Below are 17,224 nucleotides of genomic sequence, written 5' to 3' on the forward strand. Positions count from 1 at the left end.
TTGGCCTGCCTCAGCCCTGACCGCGTCGCGTGACGATGGCGGCCCCGATCCCGGCCCGCAATTCCGCCCGAACCGGATAGGTGCTGGACGGCAAATGCTGGGTCATGAACAGGCCGATCAGCCGCTCGACCGGATCGATGAAGAAATAGGTCGAAAACACCCCGCCCCAGTAAAATTGCTGGTTCGCCAGCGTCATCGCGAAGCCCAGGCCGAAACCCACGCCGGCATAATCGGCTTCGCTGAACATCGCCTGCGACATGCTGGCGAGATCGCCGCCGCCGGGCAGGTGATTGCTTCGCATCTGCACCACCGTTTCGGGCTGCAACAGCCGCGCCCCATCAAGCTCGCCACCGCGCAGCAGCATCCGTGCGAAACGGTGATAATCGGCTGTCGAAGAGATCAGCCCGCCCCCGCCCGACCGGAAGCGCAGCTTGCGCCGCCAGCTGCTGGCCGCGCCCCGGTCACGAAGCCGCAACCCGTCCTCGCCCAGCCCCCAGGCATCGGTCAGTCGGTCGGTCCGGTCCGCAGGCAAGGTGAAGAAACTGTCCTTCATGCCCAGCGGATCGAAGATATTCTGACGAAAATGCGTCTCCAGATCCTGCCCCGACAGCCGCTCGACGATCACGCCCAGCACATCGGTCGACACGCCGTAATTCCAGCGCTCGCCCGGCGAAAATTCCAGCGGCAGGCTGGCCAGCGCGGCGATGAATTCGTCCGATGATCGCTTCTGCTGAAACTCGTCCAGCCCCAGTTCGCGATAGCGCGCATCGATCGGCGTCTGCCGTTGCAACCCATAGGTCAGACCCGATGTGTGGCGCAGCAGGTCGATCATCCGCATCGGCCGCGTAATCCGCCCGGTTCCGTCCGCGCCGACGCGCAGGTCGGCAAATTCGGGCAGCACGTCGGTCACCGGATCGTCCAGCGCCACCTTGCCCTGTTCGACCAGCCGCATGAAGGCAACGCTGGTGACCGGCTTGGTCATGGACGCGATGCGAAACAGCGCATCAGCCTGCAACGGCTCGCCGGTCGCGCGCGCCTGCCCCCGGCTGACCGACAGCAACGGCACTTCGTCGCGTGACACCAGCATCTGCATATGAGGCAATTTGCCGCTCCGCACATAGGTCCGGTCCAGATGATCGACCAGCGCGTCCAGCCGGTCGGGATCCATCCCCGCCGCCCGCGCCGCTGCTGCATCCGTCACCTTCGCTGTCGCCATGTCCGCTCCTGCCATATCCGAACCGGGCTAGAGCAAGCCGCGCACTAGGTAAATGATTTCAGGCCATGACCGGTCCATCAACGCCTTGCCATTGCCAAGACCCCACCCCTGCCTCTATGGCAACCCGCCTGATCGCCAATACCGGACGCACCACAGGCATGGCCACGGGCCTTTCTGCTATCTTCTTCCAGAATCGCGCTGCCCTGCTGCGCTTCCTGCGCGCGCGCGGTGCGGGCGAGGATGCGGAGGATCTGCTGCAGGACATGTGGATGAAGCTGGAGGCCAAGGATCTGGGGCCGGTCGCCGATCCCCTGCCCTATCTCTATCGCATGGCCAACAACCTGATGCTCGATCGCTATCGCTCCGCCACCCGGCGCGAGCGGCGCGAGCAGGACTGGGCCGAAGGCGCCGGCGGCGTGATGGCCGACCCGAATGACGATCTGGCGGTCGACGAACGCATGATCCTCAATCAGCGGCTGGAACAGGCGCGCGGCATATTGGCCGATCTTGGCCCCCGCGTCGAACTGGTGTTCCGCCGTTTCCGCATAGAGGGGGTCGGCCAGCGGCTGATCGCGGAGGAATTGGGGGTCAGCCTGACCACGGTCGAGAAGGATCTGCAAAAGGCCTATCGGGCGATGCTTGCGCTCAAGCAAAGTCTGGATACGGAATGAGCGGATCGGCGGCGTCTGGCTCTTCAAGGGGCAAGAAATGAACAGGGCACAGGCCATGATGAACGAGGAGGCGCTCGGGTGGGTGATCCGCACGCGCGATCCCGAATTTGACGACTGGGACGCCTTCACCATCTGGCTGGAGGGCGATCCCGCCCGCGCGACCGCCTATGATGCGCTGATGGCGGCCGACGCGGATCTGGCGGACATGGTTCCGGCAGAACCCGTCGTCATGCCTGTTGCCGCCAATGATGCCGGCGAACGTCGCCACCGCCCGCTGCGCTGGATCGGTGGCGGCGCGATCGCCGCCGCGCTGGTCGCCGCCGTCTCGGTCGGCCTGCTCAACCGCAGCGACATCTACAGCATCACCACCCGTCCCGGCGAGACCCGCAGCATCGCGCTGGATGACGGCACCAGGATCGAACTGAACGGCGGCACCACCCTGCGCCTCGACCGCAAGAATGCGCGCTTTGCCGCGCTCGACGCGGGCGAAGCCGCCTTCACCGTGCGCCATGACGCCGCCGATCCGTTCCGCGTGACCGTGGGCGACGCCGTGTTCGAGGATGCCGGCACCGTCTTCAACATCGTCCATAGCGGCGGCGCCACCCGCATTGGCGTGTCCGAAGGCAAGGTCATCTACAATCCGCAGGCCGAAGCCATTTCGCTGCCCGCCGGCCGCGCGCTCAGCGATAGCGCCGAAGGGCTGCGCGTGATGGACGTCGCGCCCCAGGCCGTCGCCAGCTGGCGCCAGGGCCAGCTCATCTATGCCAATGCGCCGGTCGACGACGTGACCCAGGATATCGCCCGCTCGCTGGGCGTGACGCTGGCCGCGACGCCCGGCGCGCAGGCCATGCGCTTTACCGGCACGATCCGGCTGGAACGGGATCCGTCCCGCTTCTTCGCCGCTGCCGCGCCCCTGATGGGGCTGTCCGCCATCCGACAGGGGAATGGATGGCTGCTGAAGGAAGGGGATGGGTCGCAAAACTGACGTCCTTTTCGTCACCGCCTTCGCCATAGCGGCCGCATCGCCTGCGCGAGCGGCGGACAGACAGTCGATCGACCTCGCTCCGGGACGCCTGGGCGAGGCGGTGGTGGCGCTCGGCCGTCAAACCGGCGCCAGCATCGGCATGTCGGACCAGTCGCTGGCCGGCATCGCCACCCCTGCGATCCGGGGCCGGATGTCGACCGCGGGCGCCCTTTCCCAGTTGCTGCGCGGCAGCGGCGCCAAGGCCAAACAGATCGACGCCACCACCTGGCGCATCGTCCGTGCCCGCAAGAGCGCTCCGCCCCCGTCGCCGACGCCAGCCGCAGCGGTGCAGCTCGCGCCGGTCGTTCAGGAACCGCCAGCCGACATCATCGTCACCGCATCCAAGCGCGACATTCCCCTGCCCCGCTATGCCGGTATGGTCGAAACCGTGACCGGCGGCCTGTTCGAGACCGCCGACGCGGCGCAGGGCACGGCCGCGCTGCTCTCGCGCGTCGCCAGCCTCAGCTCCACCCATGCCGGTGCAGGCCGCAACAAGCTGTTCATCCGCGCCATAGCCGATTCCGGCGTTGCCGGGCCGACCCAGGCGACGACCGGCCAATATCTGGGCGACATGCGTCTCAACTATGCCGCGCCCGATCCCGACCTGCGCCTCTATGATGTCGGCGGGGTCGAGGTGCTGGAAGGGCCACAGGGTACGCTCTATGGCGCCGGCTCGCTCGGCGGCATCATCCGCATCATCCCCAACGCCCCCAATCTCGCGCAATTTGGCGGCCAGATCTCGACCGGCGTTTCCGCAACCCAGCATGGCGATCCGGGCGGCGATCTGTCGGCCATCCTCAACCTGCCGATCGTGGCCGAGAAGGTGGCGCTGCGCGTCGTCGGCTATGGCGTGCAGGAAGGCGGCTATATCGACGATGTCCTGCGTGACAAGGATGACGTCAACCGCACCCGCACCTATGGCGGCCGCGCCACGCTGCGGATCGCACCGGCGGACGACTGGACCATCGATCTCAGCACCGCCTACCAGCATATCGAAGGTGACGACGCCCAATATGCCAGCCGCGAAGTCGGCCGGCTGGAACGCGCCTCCAGCGTCGCCCAGCCCTATCATTCCGACTATATCCTGGCCAATGTGCGGATCGAGCATCAGTGGGACGACCTGCGCCTCGTCTCATCGACCGGCTATGTCCGCAATGTCCTGGCCGAAAGCTATGACGCGACCCAGCCGGGCGGCGCGCCGGCCCTGTTCCGCCAGCGCAACAAGGTCGAACTTTTCTCGACCGAGAACCGGCTCGTGCGCGACCTCGACAATGGCCTGGGCTGGCTGCTGGGCGTTTCCTATCTGGAAAGCACCTCGACCATCCAGCGGTCGCTGACCGGCTATGGCCCGCTGAGCGCACCGGCGATCGAGATTTTGCCGGGCGTCCCGGTCTATGGTCGCGGACGTCCTGCCACGGCCACCGGCGTGCGCAACCGGATCAAGGAAGCGACCCTGTTCGGCGAAGCCTCGTTCGAACCGCTCCAGGGACTGGTCGCCACCATGGGCGGACGCCTCACCAACAGCCGCCTCAGCGGCGAGGCGATCGATCCGGTAGCAATGCTCTCGGCCGTCGCTGATCTAGCCCGCGTCGAGGCGCAGGCCGATCGCTCCGAAACCATCTTCCTCCCCTCCTTCTCGCTGCTCAGCGATGCGGTGAAGGGGCTCACCCTCTATGCCCGGTTCGAACAGGGCTTCCGTCCCGGTGGCCTGGCGGTCGACGATCAGCGCGCGCGCAGCTTCCGCAATGATCGTATCTCGACCATGGAACTGGGCTTCCGCAAGGGCGTGCCGGGCCGCGACACGGTCGCGCTCAGCGGCAATGTCGCCTATACCGACTGGCGCGATATCCAGGCCGACGTCACCGACCGCATCGGCCTGCCGACCACCGCCAATATCGGCGATGGACGCATCTATACGGTGGAAGGCCGGATCGTGGTCCGCCCGATCCCGCCGCTGACGCTCGACGGCTCGATCATCTATAATGACAGCCGCCTGACCCAGCCGGCCCAGTTCGTGCGCGCTCTTTCCTATGAAGGGCGCTCGCTGACCCTGCCCAACGTCGCCAATCTGGGTGGCCGCGTTGCCGCCGACTATCGCGCGCCGCTGGGCGACGACATGCGCCTGCACCTGTCGGCCTCGGCCCGCTATGTAGGCAAGTCGCGCCTGGGCGTCGGGCCGATATTGGGCCGCGAACAGGGCGATTATGTCGATACGGCCCTGTCCGCCGCCGTCACCCGCGGCCCGGTCGAACTCTCGCTTTCGCTCACCAACCTGTTCGACAGCGACGGCAATCGTTTCTCGCTCGGCACGCCGTTCGACCTGAGCACGGACTATTATACGCCGCTGCGTCCCCGCACCGTGCGCATCGGCCTGGATTTCGCCTTCTAAAATCACGCCGGACGGCATTTTTCCTGACGGAACCCGCCCGGCGGCGACGTCCCTCCCGCATGTACGCGCCCATCAAACGGCGCGGCATTCAGAGGAGATATCATGCGACATTTGCTGGCCTGCACGGCCATCGCCCCGGTTCTGGTTGCGCTGACCGCAACCAACGCCGCGGCGGAAACCACGATCGGTTCATCCACCACCACCGCCGTCAAGACCTCCACCGTCGCCTCGGGCGCGGCCGATGCGATCACGGTCAGTTCCGCGGGCAGCATCACGCTGACCAGCGGCACCGCGATCACGATGGACAGCAACAACAATGTCAGCAACGCCGGTTCGCTGACCATCAACGATGCCGACAATGCGACCGGCATCCTGGTCAAGGCCGGCACCACCGGCAACATCACCAACAGCGGCACGATCACGCTGACGGAAGATTATACCGCGACCGACACGGACAGTGACGGCGACATTGACGGCACGTTCGCCAAAGGGACGAACCGCAATGGCATCCTGGTCGAATCCGGTGCGGCCCACACCGGCAATATCGACACCACCGGCACGATCTCGATCGAAGGCAACAACAGCGCCGGCATCCGCGTCAACTCGACGCTGATCGGCAATCTGTCGACCTATGGCACCATCTCCGTCGTCGGCGACAACAGCTATGGCGTGGTCGCCAACGATATTGACGGCAACGCCACGATCCGCGGTTCGATCAGCACCAAGGGCGCAAACAGCACCGCCGTCGCCCTGCGGGGCGATGTCGATGGCGCAGTGAAGATCCAGGGCACGATCGTCAGCACCGGCTATCGCTCCACCACCCGCCCGAGCGACGTCACCAAGCTCGACGCCGACGATCTGCTGCAGGGCGGCCCCGCCCTCGTCATCGCCGGCAATGTCAGCGGCGGCATCGTGTTCGACGTCGCGCCGACCGCCAGCGATGATGACGACGAAGATGACACCGACATCGATGATGACGGCCTGCTCGACAGCACCGAAACCACCGCCACGGTCATCAACTATGGCTCGGCGGCTGCGGTGCAGATCGGCTCGGCCACGGCCGACACCAGCGTCGGCGTGGTCCAGGGCGACAGTTCGGGCTATGGCGTGGTCGTGCGCGGCGCGATCGCGGGCTATGGCATCTATGACGGCGTCGATGCCAATGCGATGGTGATCGGCGGCCTGGGCGGCGATGTCGACATTGCCAAGGGCGTCCTGGTCGCCGGATCGATCACCGCCATCTCCTATGACAGCAACGCCACCGCCCTGCGCCTGGGTTCGGGCGCGACCAGCGACGCGATCGAGATTTCGGGCACCGTCGCCGCATCGGGCGCGGCGCTGGAAAATACCAGCGCGCGCGGCCTGGTGATCGATGCTGGGGCACAGGTGAATTCGGTCAAGGTCAGCGGCACCGTCGCGGCGGTCGCCGCCGATGATGAAAAGGGCCGCGCGATCGCGATCCTCGATTCCTCGGGCACCGTCTCCAGCCTCAGCAACACCGGCACCATCTCGGCGACCGGCGGCCTCACCAACACCGCCATCGACCTCAGCGCCAACAGCAGCGGCGTGACGCTGACCCAGGCACTCACCTCCTCGACCGCGACCGCGCCCAGCATCGTCGGCGACGTCAAGCTCGGCTCGGGCGATGACGTCATGACGGTATCGGCTGGCCGGATCGTCGGTGATGTCGCCCTGGGCGCGGGCAATAACAGCCTGTCGCTCTCGGGCAGTTCGACCCTGACCGGCGATCTCAGCTATGCCGGCACCGGCGCCACCCTGACCCTGGCCGATACCGCCAGCGTCACCGGCGCGCTCGACTTTGGCGGCGCCAGCGGCACGATGACGCTGAACGGCACCTCCAGCTATACCGGCGCGATCAGCAACAGCGGCAACATGGCGCTGGTGCTGAACGGCGGCACGCTGGCAGCCAGCAACACCGGTTCGATCGCGCTCGCCTCGCTCAGCGCCTCCTCCGGCTCGGCGCTGGGCGTCACCATCAACGGCGCCGATGGCACCAACACCGTCTATGACGTCGCCGGTGCCGCCAGCTTCGCCAGCGGTTCCAAGGTGAAGGTGGCGCTAACCCAGGTCGGCGGATCGGAAGGCGACTATGTCATCGTCCGCGCCGCATCGCTGTCGGGCACCCCGGCGCTCGATAGCGCGACCCTGCTGCCCTATATGTTCAAGGGCAGTGTCAGCAGCGACACGACGACCGGTGACGTGACCCTGTCGATCGCCGCCAAGACCACGTCGGAACTGGGCCTGACCGGTTCGCTTTCAAGGGCCTATTCGGCGATCTTCAATGCGCTCGACAATGACAGCACGCTGGCCAACGCCTATCTGGACGTGACCGACGGCCAGACGCTGAACGGTGCGCTGCGCCAGATGCTGCCCGAACATTCCGGCAGCACCTTCGAAGCCGTCACCGCCGGCTCGCGGGCGACTGCGCGCATCCTGTCCGATCCCAACGGCATCTACCGCACCAAGGACGGCAAGCTCGGCTTCTGGCTGCAGCAGGTGGCGTTCGGCAGTTCCAAGAGCATCGGCGACACCGCCTCCTACGACATCAATGGCTGGGGCGCGGGCGGCGGCGTCGAATATCTGACCGATCTTGGCGCCTTCGGTGGCTCCTTCGCCTATATCCATGGCCGGGACACCAGCGACAGCTCCAACAGCTCGGCGGATTCCGACCAGTTCGAACTGGCGGCGCACTGGCGCGGCAGCTGGGGTCCGCTCCAGGCCTTCGCGCGCGTGTCGGCGGCGCATATCGACTTTGACGGCACCCGCAACTTCACCCTGGACGATGTCGTGCGCAAGGCGACCGGCGACTGGTCGGGCAAGCTCTATTCGGCCACGGCCGGGGCTTCCTATCAGCTCCAGTTCAACCGCTTCAGCCTGCGTCCGGGCATTGGCATCGACTATTACCGCCTGAAGGAAGGCGGCTATAGCGAAAGCGGCGGTGGCGACGCGTTCAACCTGACCGTCGACGGCCGCACCAGCGACGAAATGACCGCCAACGGCACGATCGCCGCCGGCTATGATTTCGGCAGCCTCAATCGCGAGGATGGCTGGGCACGGTTCGAACTGGAAGGCGGCCGCCGCCAGCTGATCGGCGGGTCGCTCGGCGACACGGTCGCCCATTTCAAGGATGGCGATGACTTCGTCCTGGTCGCCGACAAGCGCACCAGCGGCTGGACCGGCCGGGCCCGCCTCTATGGCGGCACCGACACGTTCCGCGTCGGCGGTGAGTTCGGTGCGGAAGAACAACAAAATCACGTCGCAATCTCATTCCGGGCGACGGTTAACTTCGTCCTGTGACGTCTGAATAAGGAATTGGCGGGCCACACCCCACAGACCCTCCCGGTCCGCCAGTTGCGCCACGGCATGATGTTCCTCCCCAAGGGACGCCAAGGCAAAAAAGAGGGGCGTCGCATGGGTTTCACCCGAGCGGCGCCCCTTTTTCATGGGCTACTTCCGTGCCGCCCTCGCAGTCGCTTGGTGCAGCAACGTCCAAGCATGTGGCTACGACCAAGAAAAAGGAGCGATGGCATCGCCATCACCCCTTCCTTGCCTATCGATTGACGTCCTGCCGTCAGCCGGCGAGCGCCTTCTTGACCAGTTCGTTGACGACCTGGGGGTTGGCCTTGCCCTGCATCGCCTTCATCGTCTGGCCGACGAAGAAGCCGAACAAGGCTTCCTTGCCGCCGCGATACTGTTCGACCTTGTCGCCATTGTCGGCCAGCACCTTCGCCACCGCCGCCTCGATCGCGCCAGTATCGCTGGTCTGCTTCAGGCCCTTTTCCTCGACGATTCTGGCCGGCTTGTCGCCGGTTTCCAGCATGATCTCGAACACCTGCTTGGCGATCGTGCCGCTGATCGTGCCATCGGCTACCAGCGCCAGCAATTCGGCGCCTTCCTCGGGACTTACCGGGCTTTCTTCAAGGCTCTTGCCAATGCGGTTGAGCGCGCCATAGAGCTCCGACAGCAGCCAGTTGGCCGAAGCCTTGGCGACCTCGCCCTCGCTCTTCTTCTGGATGCGCGCGCCTTCGGCCAGCAGCGCCTCGAACCAGCGGGCCGTGTCGGCGTCGGCGGTCAGGGTCGCGGCATTATAGGCCGAGAGCCCCAGATCCTGCGCATAGCGGCGCAGCTTCGCGTCTGGCAGTTCCGGCAGCGACTGGCGGCATTCCTCCAGGAAGGCGTCGTCCAGTTCCAGCGGCAGCAGGTCGGGATCGGGGAAGTAGCGATAGTCGTGCGCATCTTCCTTCGACCGCATCGAACGGGTCTCGTTGCGATCCGGGTCATAGAGGCGCGTTTCCTGCACGATCTTGCCGCCGGCCTCCAGCACGTCGACCTGGCGGTTCGCCTCATGCTCGACCACGGCCATGACGAAGCGGACCGAGTTCACATTCTTCGTCTCGGTGCGGGTACCGAACTCTTCGCCCGGACGACGCACGGAAACGTTGACGTCGGCGCGCATCGACCCCTGGTCCATATTGCCGTCGCACGAACCGACATAGCGAAGAATGGTTCGCAGCTTCGAGAGATAAGCCCCTGCTTCGGCAGGTGAACGCATGTCCGGCTTCGACACGATTTCCATCAGCGCCACGCCCGACCGGTTGAGGTCGACATAGGAACTGGTCGGGTGCTGGTCGTGCATCAGCTTGCCGGCATCCTGCTCGACATGGATGCGCTCGACGCCGATCACCTTGGTGCTCGCCTCGGGGTTCTTCTCGTCGAGGACGATCTCGATCTGCCCTTCGCCCACGATCGGGTGATAGAGCTGGCTGATCTGATAGCCCTGCGGCAGATCCGCATAGAAATAATTCTTGCGGTCGAAGCGCGACCATTTGTTGATCTGCGCGTCGATCGCCATGCCGGTGCGCACCGCCTGGCGGATGCACTCGCGATTGGGCACGGGCAGCATGCCGGGCATGGCCGCATCGATCAGGCTGACCTGCGTATTGGGCTCCGCGCCGAACGCCGTCGCGGCGCCGGAAAAGAGCTTCGCGTTCGACGTCACCTGCGCATGGACTTCCAGGCCGATCACGACCTCCCACTCGCCGGTTGCGCCCTGGATGCGATAGGTTGATTCAGTCATATTACCACCACTTGTCCGGGCGTGCGCTGAAGCCAGCGCGTTCTTCAATTGCGAGCGATGCGTTCAGCACGGTCTGTTCGTCCAGCGCCTTGCCGATCACCTGCAGGCCGATCGGAAGACCGACCGAATCCAGCCCGCCCGGAATCGCCATCGCCGGCAGCCCGGCCAGCGAGGCCGGCACGGTGAAGACGTCGTTCAGATACATGGCCAGCGGATCGGCCTGCTTCTCGCCCAGCGCGAAGGAGGCGCTCGGCGCGGTCGGCGTCAGCAGCAGGTCGCACTTTTCGAACGCCAGTTCGAAATCACGCGCGATCAGTGCCCGCACCTTCTGCGCCTGGGTATAATAGGCGTCATAGAAGCCGGCCGACAGCACATAGGTGCCGATCATGATGCGGCGCTTCACTTCCGGGCCAAAGCCGGCAGCGCGGGTCGCGGCATACATGTCCTGCAAACCTGCGCCATCGGGCAGGTCGCGCTGGCCATAACGCACGCCGTCATAGCGGGCGAGGTTCGACGAGGCTTCGGCAGGCGCGATGATATAATAGGTCGGCAGCGCATATTTGGTATGCGGCAGCGACACTTCGACCACTTCGGCGCCGGCGTCCTTGAGCCATTCGATGCCGCGATCCCACATGGCGGAGATTTCGGCGTTCAGGCCATCGGGGCGATATTCCTTGGGAATACCGACCTTCTTGCCCTTGAGATCGCTCGACAAATTGGCTTCCCACTGCGGCACGGCCAGATCCAACGAAGTCGAATCCTTGGGGTCGAAGCCCGACATGACTTCCAGCAGGATCGCATTGTCGCGCACGGTGCGCGCCATCGGCCCGGCCTGGTCCAGCGAACTGGCGAAGGCGACGATGCCGAAGCGCGAGCAGCGGCCATAGGTTGGCTTGATGCCGCTGATGCCGGTGAAGGCGGCAGGTTGGCGGATCGAGCCACCAGTGTCGGTCCCGGTCGCCGCCGGGCAGAGCCGCGCGGAAATGGCCGAGGAGGAACCGCCCGACGAACCGCCGGGCGCCAGTGCGGCATTATCGCCGCCGCCGCGCCGCCAGGGCGAGATCACATTGCCATAGTAACTGGTCTCGTTGGACGAACCCATGGCGAACTGGTCGAGGTTGAGCTTGCCCAGCATGCCCGCGCCGGCCGCCCACAGCTTGCCCGACACGGTCGATTCATAGGTCGGCACGAAGCCTTCCAGCATGTGCGACGCGGCGGTGGTCTGGGTGCCTTCGGTGCAGAACAGGTCCTTCATGCCGATCGGCACGCCGGCCAGTGCGCCCAGTGTCTCGCCGGCGGCCTTGGCCTTGTCGGCGGCGTCGGCCGCTGCCAGCGCCTTTTCGGGCGTCTCGACGATGAAGGCGTTCAGCGCCTTGGCAGCGGCGACATTGGCGTTGAAGCCCTCGGCCACTTCACGCGCCGAAAAATCGCCCGCGCGGAAGCCGTCGCGGATTTCCGCGACCGTCAGATCAGTCAGATTGGTCATTATTCGATCACCTTGGGCACCGCGAAGAAGCCATGTTCGGCCTGCGGCGCATTGGCCAGCACCTTGTCACGCACATTGCCATCAGTGACGACATCGTCGCGCAGGCGTTGATGGTTGGGGATGACGGCCGTCATCGGCTGCACGCCGGTCACGTCCACCTCGCCCAGCTGTTCCACCCAGCCAAGGATATTGTTGAGTTCGGGCACCATGGCTTCCGCTTCCGCATCCGTCACCGAAATGCGCGAAAGGCTGGCGATCTTTTTCACGGTCTGAAGGTCTATCGACATGGGCCAAGCCGCTAGCACCCGCACCAGTCCGCTTCAAGTGTCCTGCTGCACCATCTGCCATCTTGCATGCGCCCATCTTGCATGCCCCCATCTTGCATGCCCCCATCTTGCATGACTGCCGCGCATGGGCCAGACAGGCCGCACGAAGGCGGGGCGATCCCCGCACAGGGATGGAGACGAGAGCAAGTGGCCCGCAAATTCCTCTATGTCGTCGCCGGCCTGGTCGTGCTGGTGCTTGCGATGCTGCTCGCCTATCGCATCTGGGGGATGCAGATCATGCGGGCGGTGATGGTCCCGCGCGAAGCGTTCCAGCCGCTCCAGCCCCTGCCCGCCAACGCCTATGACGATCCGAAAATGTGGATCGCCCGCCCTGACCTGAGCAAGGACAATCCCGCGCTCTGGACGCCGCAGGGCGCGGCCAAGCTTGCGCCGCCCGCGCAGAAGGCCGCCGTCTTCTTCATCCACCCGACCAGCTATGTGACGCCGCTTGGCAATGCCCATTGGAACGCGCCGCTGGACGATGCCGAAAGCAACGCGACCGCGCGCCGCTTCGTGCTGAGCCAGGCCAGTGCCTTCAGCGCCGCCGGCAATGTCTGGGCACCGCGCTATCGCCAGGCCAATTATGGCGCCTTCCTCACCACCGGAGCGGAGGGCGACCAGGCGCTCGCCGCCGCCTATCGCGACGTGACCCAGGCCTTCGCCGCCTTTCTCAAGGCCAATCCCACCGGCCCGCTGATCCTCGCTGGCCACAGCCAGGGGTCACGCCACCTGCTGCAACTGGTGCGCGAACAGGTGGCGGGCAAGCCGGTCGCCGACCGGATCGCCGCCATCTATGCCGTGGGCTGGCCGATCTCGGTCGAGGCGGACCTGCCTGCATTGGGCTTCCCCGCCTGCGCCAAGCGGGATCAATCACACTGCATCGTCAGCTGGCAAAGCTATGCCGAACCGGCCGATCCGTCCGCCGTGGTCGAAAGCTTCGAGCGCAAGCAGGGCCTCAATGGCCAGCCGCGCAAGGGCACGCACATGCTCTGCACCAATCCGATCACCGGCACCTTCAACGGCAATGCGCCCGCCAGCGCCAATATCGGCACGCTCGACGCCCGCGCCGCCGACAAGCCCGCTCATCTGGTCGCCGGCATCGTCCCTGCCCGCTGCGACACCAGCGGCGTGCTGATGATCGGCGAGCCGGTCGACATGGGCCCCTACACGCTGCCCGGCAATAATTATCACGTCTATGATTATAGCCTGTTCTGGGGCAATGTGCGCGACGACGCCCGCCAGCGACTAGCGGCCTTTACCAAGACGCACTGAGATACATGAAACTTGTCACGACTGACCGCGCGGAATTTCGCGCAGCCCTGCCCGAGGGTGGCCGCCTGATCGGCATGGATGTGGGCACGAAGACGATCGGCCTAGCCCTGTGCGACGCCCAATGGTCGATCGCAAGTCCCGCCTACACCGTCAATCGCGGCAAGTTCAGCAAGGACAAGCCGGCGCTCGAAGCCTTCATGGCACAGCAACAGGTCAAGGGCATCGTCATCGGCCTGCCGCTCAATCTCGACGGCACCAACAGCCCGCGCAGCCAGGCCAGCCGAGCCTTCGCCCATAATGTCGCGGACATCGGCCTGCCGGTGCTGCTGTGGGACGAGCGCTGGTCGACCCAGGCCGTCACCCGCACCCTGCTGGAGGCCGACGCCAGCCGCGCCCGCCGCGACGAACTGGTCGACAAACTCGCCGCCAGCTACATCCTTCAGGGCGCGATCGACGGCCTCGTCGCCGGGCTGGAATAGGCACGCCTGTCCTACAGCGTGCCGCCCGGCTACATTCCCGGCGGCTCTTTCCCATCCTGACCCCACGCCGCTTTCCGATAGGATCAGCGGAACGCAACATAATGTCAGAATGTGCGGGAAATGTGCGAAGTTAAGCGCGCGATTTCCAACATTTACCCTGTCACGCACGCGCTGCCGGAGTTGCATATATCTGAAGTAACAGCGTTAAAGCGCCGTTTACGTGATCGCGCTCACGGATTGATCGGTGCGAAAGCGATATTCCCTGCCCTGCAGTCGAACGGAAAAGGGCGGACGGATCAATGACCGAAGGCAAGAGTCCGGAAGATATCTGGCACATCATCAGCGAACAGCGGCGCATGATGCGCGACCATTTTCGCCGTGATCCCACCAGCTACTCGGTGCGTCGGGAAATGTCGCGCCGGCAGATGGCGCAGAAGCAGGACGATCAGACGCAGGACGTCTGAGCGCCGTCCTCGAACGCCGCGATGATCGGGCACGGCCCTTCATCGGAGGCATGGCATTGCCGGGCCAGCCGCGTCAGCGCCGCCCGCGCCGCCTCCAGTTCCGCGATCTTCACATCCAGCGCCGCGATCCGATCGGCCGCCAGCTCGCGCGCCCGTTTACGATCCTGCCCGACATCGAGCTGCAGCAGTTCGCCAATCTGTTCCAGCGTGAAGCCCGCCGCCTGCGCCGACCGGATGAAGCGCAGCCGCCGCACGTCGCCCTCGCCATAGCGGCGCACGCTGCCCTCCGGCCGATCGGGCGCATCCAGCAGGCCGCGCCGCTGGTAGAAGCGCACCGTCTCCACCCCGACATCGCCCGCGCGGGCCAGCGCGGAAATTGTCATGCTCATGCCTTGACTCCGTACCATGGTACAGACCCTATATGAGGGGTATCGCAGCGTAAACAAGGATGATGCAATGTCCCCAGCCTCGGGTAATCCGGCCCCGGAAAAGACGGCCCAGCTCTACCGTATGGTGATGCCCGGCCATGTCTGTCCCTATGGCCTCAAGGCGCGCTGGCTGCTGCGCCGCCATGGCTATCGGGTCGAGGATCATGCCCTTACCAGCCGGGCCGAGACCGACGCCTTCAAGGCGCAGCATGACGTGAAAACGACGCCGCAAATCTTCATCGATGGCCGGCGGATCGGCGGCCATGACGATTTGCGCCGCTTCCTGGGGCTCAAGGTGACGGTGCCCGGCGCGACCAGCTATGTGCCCGTCCTCGCCGTCTTCGCCGTCGCCGCACTGCTGGCGCTGGCGATCAACTGGCTAACCTTGGCGCCGCTGGTCGGCCTGCTGACGCTCGAACGGTTCATCGCCATCGCCATGATGCTGCTTGCCATGCTGAAGCTGCAGGATGTGGAGCGGTTTGCGACCATGTTCCTGAACTACGACCTGCTCGCGCGCCGCGTCATTCCTTATGGCCGCATCTATCCCTTCCTGGAACTGGGCGCGGGCGCGCTGATGCTGACCGGCCTTGCCCCCTGGCTGTCGATCCCGGTCGCCCTGTTCATCGGCGGCATCGGCGCGACATCGGTGTTCAAGGCAGTCTATATCGAGAAGCGCGAACTCAAATGCGCCTGCGTCGGCGGCAGCAGCAACGTGCCGCTCGGCTTCGTCTCGCTGACCGAGAATGTCATGATGGTCGCCATGGCCCTGTGGATGCTGGCAGGCATCCACTGATCCAACAACGCGGATGGTTGCCGGCATCCATTGAGCCGGTTGGACGGGGAGACTACTCCCCGTCCCGTCCATAGTCGTCGGGCAGGAACTGCACCCCGTCCGCCGTCGGCACCACCGTCAGATAGGTAAGATAGACCGGCACCGGCCGGGGCAGCGGCACATATTGTTCGGGTGCGTCGCTCTCTGCGGTCGGCGTCTTGCCGAAGAACCAGCGCCCCAGACGCTGTGCATCCTCCAGCCGGACGCAGCCATTGCTGAAATGGCGCACCGGCTTGGCGAACAAAGCCCGGTCAGGTGTGTCGTGCAGATAGATGCCCAGGTCATTGGGGAACATGAACTTGATCTTCCCCATGGCATTATTGCCGCCCGGCAACTGGCGCACGCGCAATTCGCGCTGCCCCGCTGCCACCGCCTGCCAGTCGATCTCGCTCTGGTTCAGCGTCTGCGCGTCGGCGGTCCAGTCGCTCAGCGCCTCATAGCGCATCTTCCTGAGCGTCGCCCCGTCCAGTATCTTGGGGGCGATCTTGCGCTCGACCAGGTCGGGCGGGACATTCCAATAGGGATTGAGCGTCGCATAGCGGATCATGCCCGCCATCATCGGCGTCTGGCTTTCCTTGGCGCCGGCCACGACCTTCATCGATCCGTCCAATTCGCCGCCGCTATAATAATAGAGCCGCGCCGATGCCGCATCGACCTCGACATGCCGCACCCATGGGCCGGGCAGCAGCCGCGCCCGCTCCAGATTGAGCGTCAATATCCGGGCATAATGGCCCGGTCCACGATTGAGCGCCTCGATCGTCTGCGCGCCGGCAATGCCGTCGGCATCCAGCCCGTGATCGGCCTGGAACAGCTTGACCTTGGCCGCCAGCGCCTTGTCATAATCGACCCCGTCGGGCAGCCCCAGCCGATGGCGCAGGATCGCGATCTCGCCACTCGATCCGCCCGGCCGCAGCTTGACGTCGGTCGGCACGTTCACCGCCGGCAGGCCGCCCCAGCGCGTTGCATAAGCACCGCTCGCCGCGCGCAGCTTCATGTAGAGCGGGCTCATCCAGCCCGCCTTCTCGACATAGGTGGCCAGCGACGGCGCGACCGCCGCCGCGCGCAGCACCTCCGCCGCATCGGGAGCCTGCGGCTCCACCTCGGGGTCGAGATAGCGCATCTTCACCGCCTTGGACGGGCGGCGCACATCGGCGACATAGGTGGCCAGCGCCTTCGACAGGGCGACATCGACCCGCGCCAACGCCTTGGGGTCGCCCGAGGCATCGGCCTCCTTGATCGCCCGTAACAATCCCCTGGCATCATAGTCGCGCGATCGCAGCCCGTCCTGATCGGCACTGCCGAGCAGCGTCAGCAGCGCTTGCGCCGGTTCGGCGCGGACCTTGCCCTTGTCGCTCCACAGCGGCCAATAGCCACGGGTGCCATAGAAATCGCGCAGCTTGCCGCTTGCCGCCGACCGGATTTCAGCAGCCACGCTCGACCGCGCAGCCGTGTCGCTGGCGACCGGCTGCGCAGCCGCCATCCCCGGCGCGGAACCGGCGATCAGCATGGCGAGGATCAGGGAAACAGGATGTCGGGGGG

Annotated in this window: 14 protein-coding genes; 8 read left to right on the forward strand and 6 right to left on the reverse strand. The window is 65.5% G+C overall.

The genetic code is table 11. From position 1 onward, the window contains the following. Positions 1-10: 10 nt before the first annotated feature. Positions 11-1,216 carry a serine hydrolase domain-containing protein gene (locus BRX37_RS12115; RefSeq protein ID WP_125987252.1) on the reverse strand — a complete coding sequence of 402 codons (1,206 nt, stop codon included), beginning with the start codon at positions 1,214-1,216 and terminating at the stop codon, positions 11-13. A 158-nt stretch (positions 1,217-1,374) separates the two neighbouring features. On the opposite strand from BRX37_RS12115, the gene BRX37_RS12120 reads away from it, so the two are divergent. The 4 genes from BRX37_RS12120 to BRX37_RS12135 all read left to right on the forward strand — a co-directional run bounded on the left by BRX37_RS12120 (position 1,375) and on the right by BRX37_RS12135 (position 8,618). Next, on the forward strand, positions 1,375-1,887 hold the full coding sequence (locus BRX37_RS12120) for an RNA polymerase sigma factor (protein ID WP_029547652.1): 513 nt from the start codon (positions 1,375-1,377) through the stop codon (positions 1,885-1,887). A gap of 55 nt (positions 1,888-1,942) precedes the next feature. Next, on the forward strand, positions 1,943-2,872 hold the full coding sequence (locus BRX37_RS12125) for a FecR family protein (protein ID WP_125987378.1): 930 nt from the start codon (positions 1,943-1,945) through the stop codon (positions 2,870-2,872). Beyond that, complete coding sequence (locus BRX37_RS12130; protein ID WP_125987254.1) at positions 2,856-5,300, forward strand: TonB-dependent receptor; 2,445 nt, start codon at positions 2,856-2,858, stop codon at positions 5,298-5,300. Before BRX37_RS12125 ends, BRX37_RS12130 begins: the two co-directional genes overlap by 17 nt. Positions 5,301-5,402: 102 nt before the next feature. Further along, positions 5,403-8,618 (forward strand): autotransporter domain-containing protein, encoded by a 3,216-nt coding sequence (locus BRX37_RS12135; protein WP_125987256.1) that lies wholly within the window; start codon positions 5,403-5,405, stop codon positions 8,616-8,618. A gap of 274 nt (positions 8,619-8,892) precedes the next feature. On the opposite strand, the gene gatB is transcribed toward BRX37_RS12135, so the two are convergent. Genes gatB through gatC form a run of 3 tightly spaced genes read right to left on the reverse strand, consistent with a single transcriptional unit; the run spans position 8,893 to position 12,171 of the window. Continuing rightward, the gene (gene gatB / locus BRX37_RS12140; RefSeq protein WP_125987258.1) at positions 8,893-10,398 is read right to left on the reverse strand and encodes an Asp-tRNA(Asn)/Glu-tRNA(Gln) amidotransferase subunit GatB; all 1,506 of its coding nucleotides are present in this window, start codon (positions 10,396-10,398) and stop codon (positions 8,893-8,895) included. A gap of 1 nt (position 10,399) precedes the next feature. Then, positions 10,400-11,884 (reverse strand): Asp-tRNA(Asn)/Glu-tRNA(Gln) amidotransferase subunit GatA, encoded by a 1,485-nt coding sequence (gene gatA, locus BRX37_RS12145; protein ID WP_125987260.1) that lies wholly within the window; start codon positions 11,882-11,884, stop codon positions 10,400-10,402. After that, positions 11,884-12,171 carry an Asp-tRNA(Asn)/Glu-tRNA(Gln) amidotransferase subunit GatC gene (gene gatC / locus BRX37_RS12150; protein ID WP_004211845.1) on the reverse strand — a complete coding sequence of 96 codons (288 nt, stop codon included), beginning with the start codon at positions 12,169-12,171 and terminating at the stop codon, positions 11,884-11,886. The genes gatA and gatC overlap by 1 nt, the downstream gene beginning before the upstream one ends. A 186-nt stretch (positions 12,172-12,357) precedes the next feature. Here gatC and BRX37_RS12155 point away from each other — a divergent pair, with 186 nt between their 5' ends. From BRX37_RS12155 to BRX37_RS12165, 3 genes are all read left to right on the forward strand, one after another. Then, positions 12,358-13,482 carry a DUF3089 domain-containing protein gene (locus BRX37_RS12155; RefSeq protein WP_037520979.1) on the forward strand — a complete coding sequence of 375 codons (1,125 nt, stop codon included), beginning with the start codon at positions 12,358-12,360 and terminating at the stop codon, positions 13,480-13,482. A gap of 5 nt (positions 13,483-13,487) precedes the next feature. After that, complete coding sequence (ruvX, locus tag BRX37_RS12160; protein ID WP_004211843.1) at positions 13,488-13,961, forward strand: Holliday junction resolvase RuvX; 474 nt, start codon at positions 13,488-13,490, stop codon at positions 13,959-13,961. 299 nt (positions 13,962-14,260) lie between these two features. Then, positions 14,261-14,425, forward strand: a complete 165-nt coding sequence (locus BRX37_RS12165) for a hypothetical protein (RefSeq protein WP_004211842.1) — start codon at positions 14,261-14,263, stop codon at positions 14,423-14,425. Here BRX37_RS12165 and BRX37_RS12170 read toward each other — a convergent pair. Beyond that, positions 14,407-14,814 (reverse strand): MerR family transcriptional regulator, encoded by a 408-nt coding sequence (locus BRX37_RS12170; RefSeq protein WP_125987262.1) that lies wholly within the window; start codon positions 14,812-14,814, stop codon positions 14,407-14,409. The genes BRX37_RS12165 and BRX37_RS12170 overlap by 19 nt on opposite strands. Before the next feature lie 67 nt (positions 14,815-14,881). Between BRX37_RS12170 and BRX37_RS12175 the strand changes: the two genes are divergently transcribed. Beyond that, positions 14,882-15,646, forward strand: coding sequence for a MauE/DoxX family redox-associated membrane protein (locus tag BRX37_RS12175; RefSeq protein ID WP_125987264.1), 765 nt, complete (start codon positions 14,882-14,884; stop codon positions 15,644-15,646). Positions 15,647-15,698: 52 nt separating this feature from the next. On the opposite strand, the gene BRX37_RS12180 is transcribed toward BRX37_RS12175, so the two are convergent. Further along, complete coding sequence (locus tag BRX37_RS12180) at positions 15,699-17,192, reverse strand: L,D-transpeptidase family protein (protein WP_125987266.1); 1,494 nt, start codon at positions 17,190-17,192, stop codon at positions 15,699-15,701. Between the last annotated feature and the right edge of the window lie 32 nt (positions 17,193-17,224).

The sequence above is a fragment of the Sphingomonas sp. S-NIH.Pt3_0716 genome, assembly GCF_003950715.1.
In the GTDB taxonomy this organism is placed as follows: Bacteria; Pseudomonadota; Alphaproteobacteria; order Sphingomonadales; family Sphingomonadaceae; genus Sphingobium; species Sphingobium yanoikuyae_A.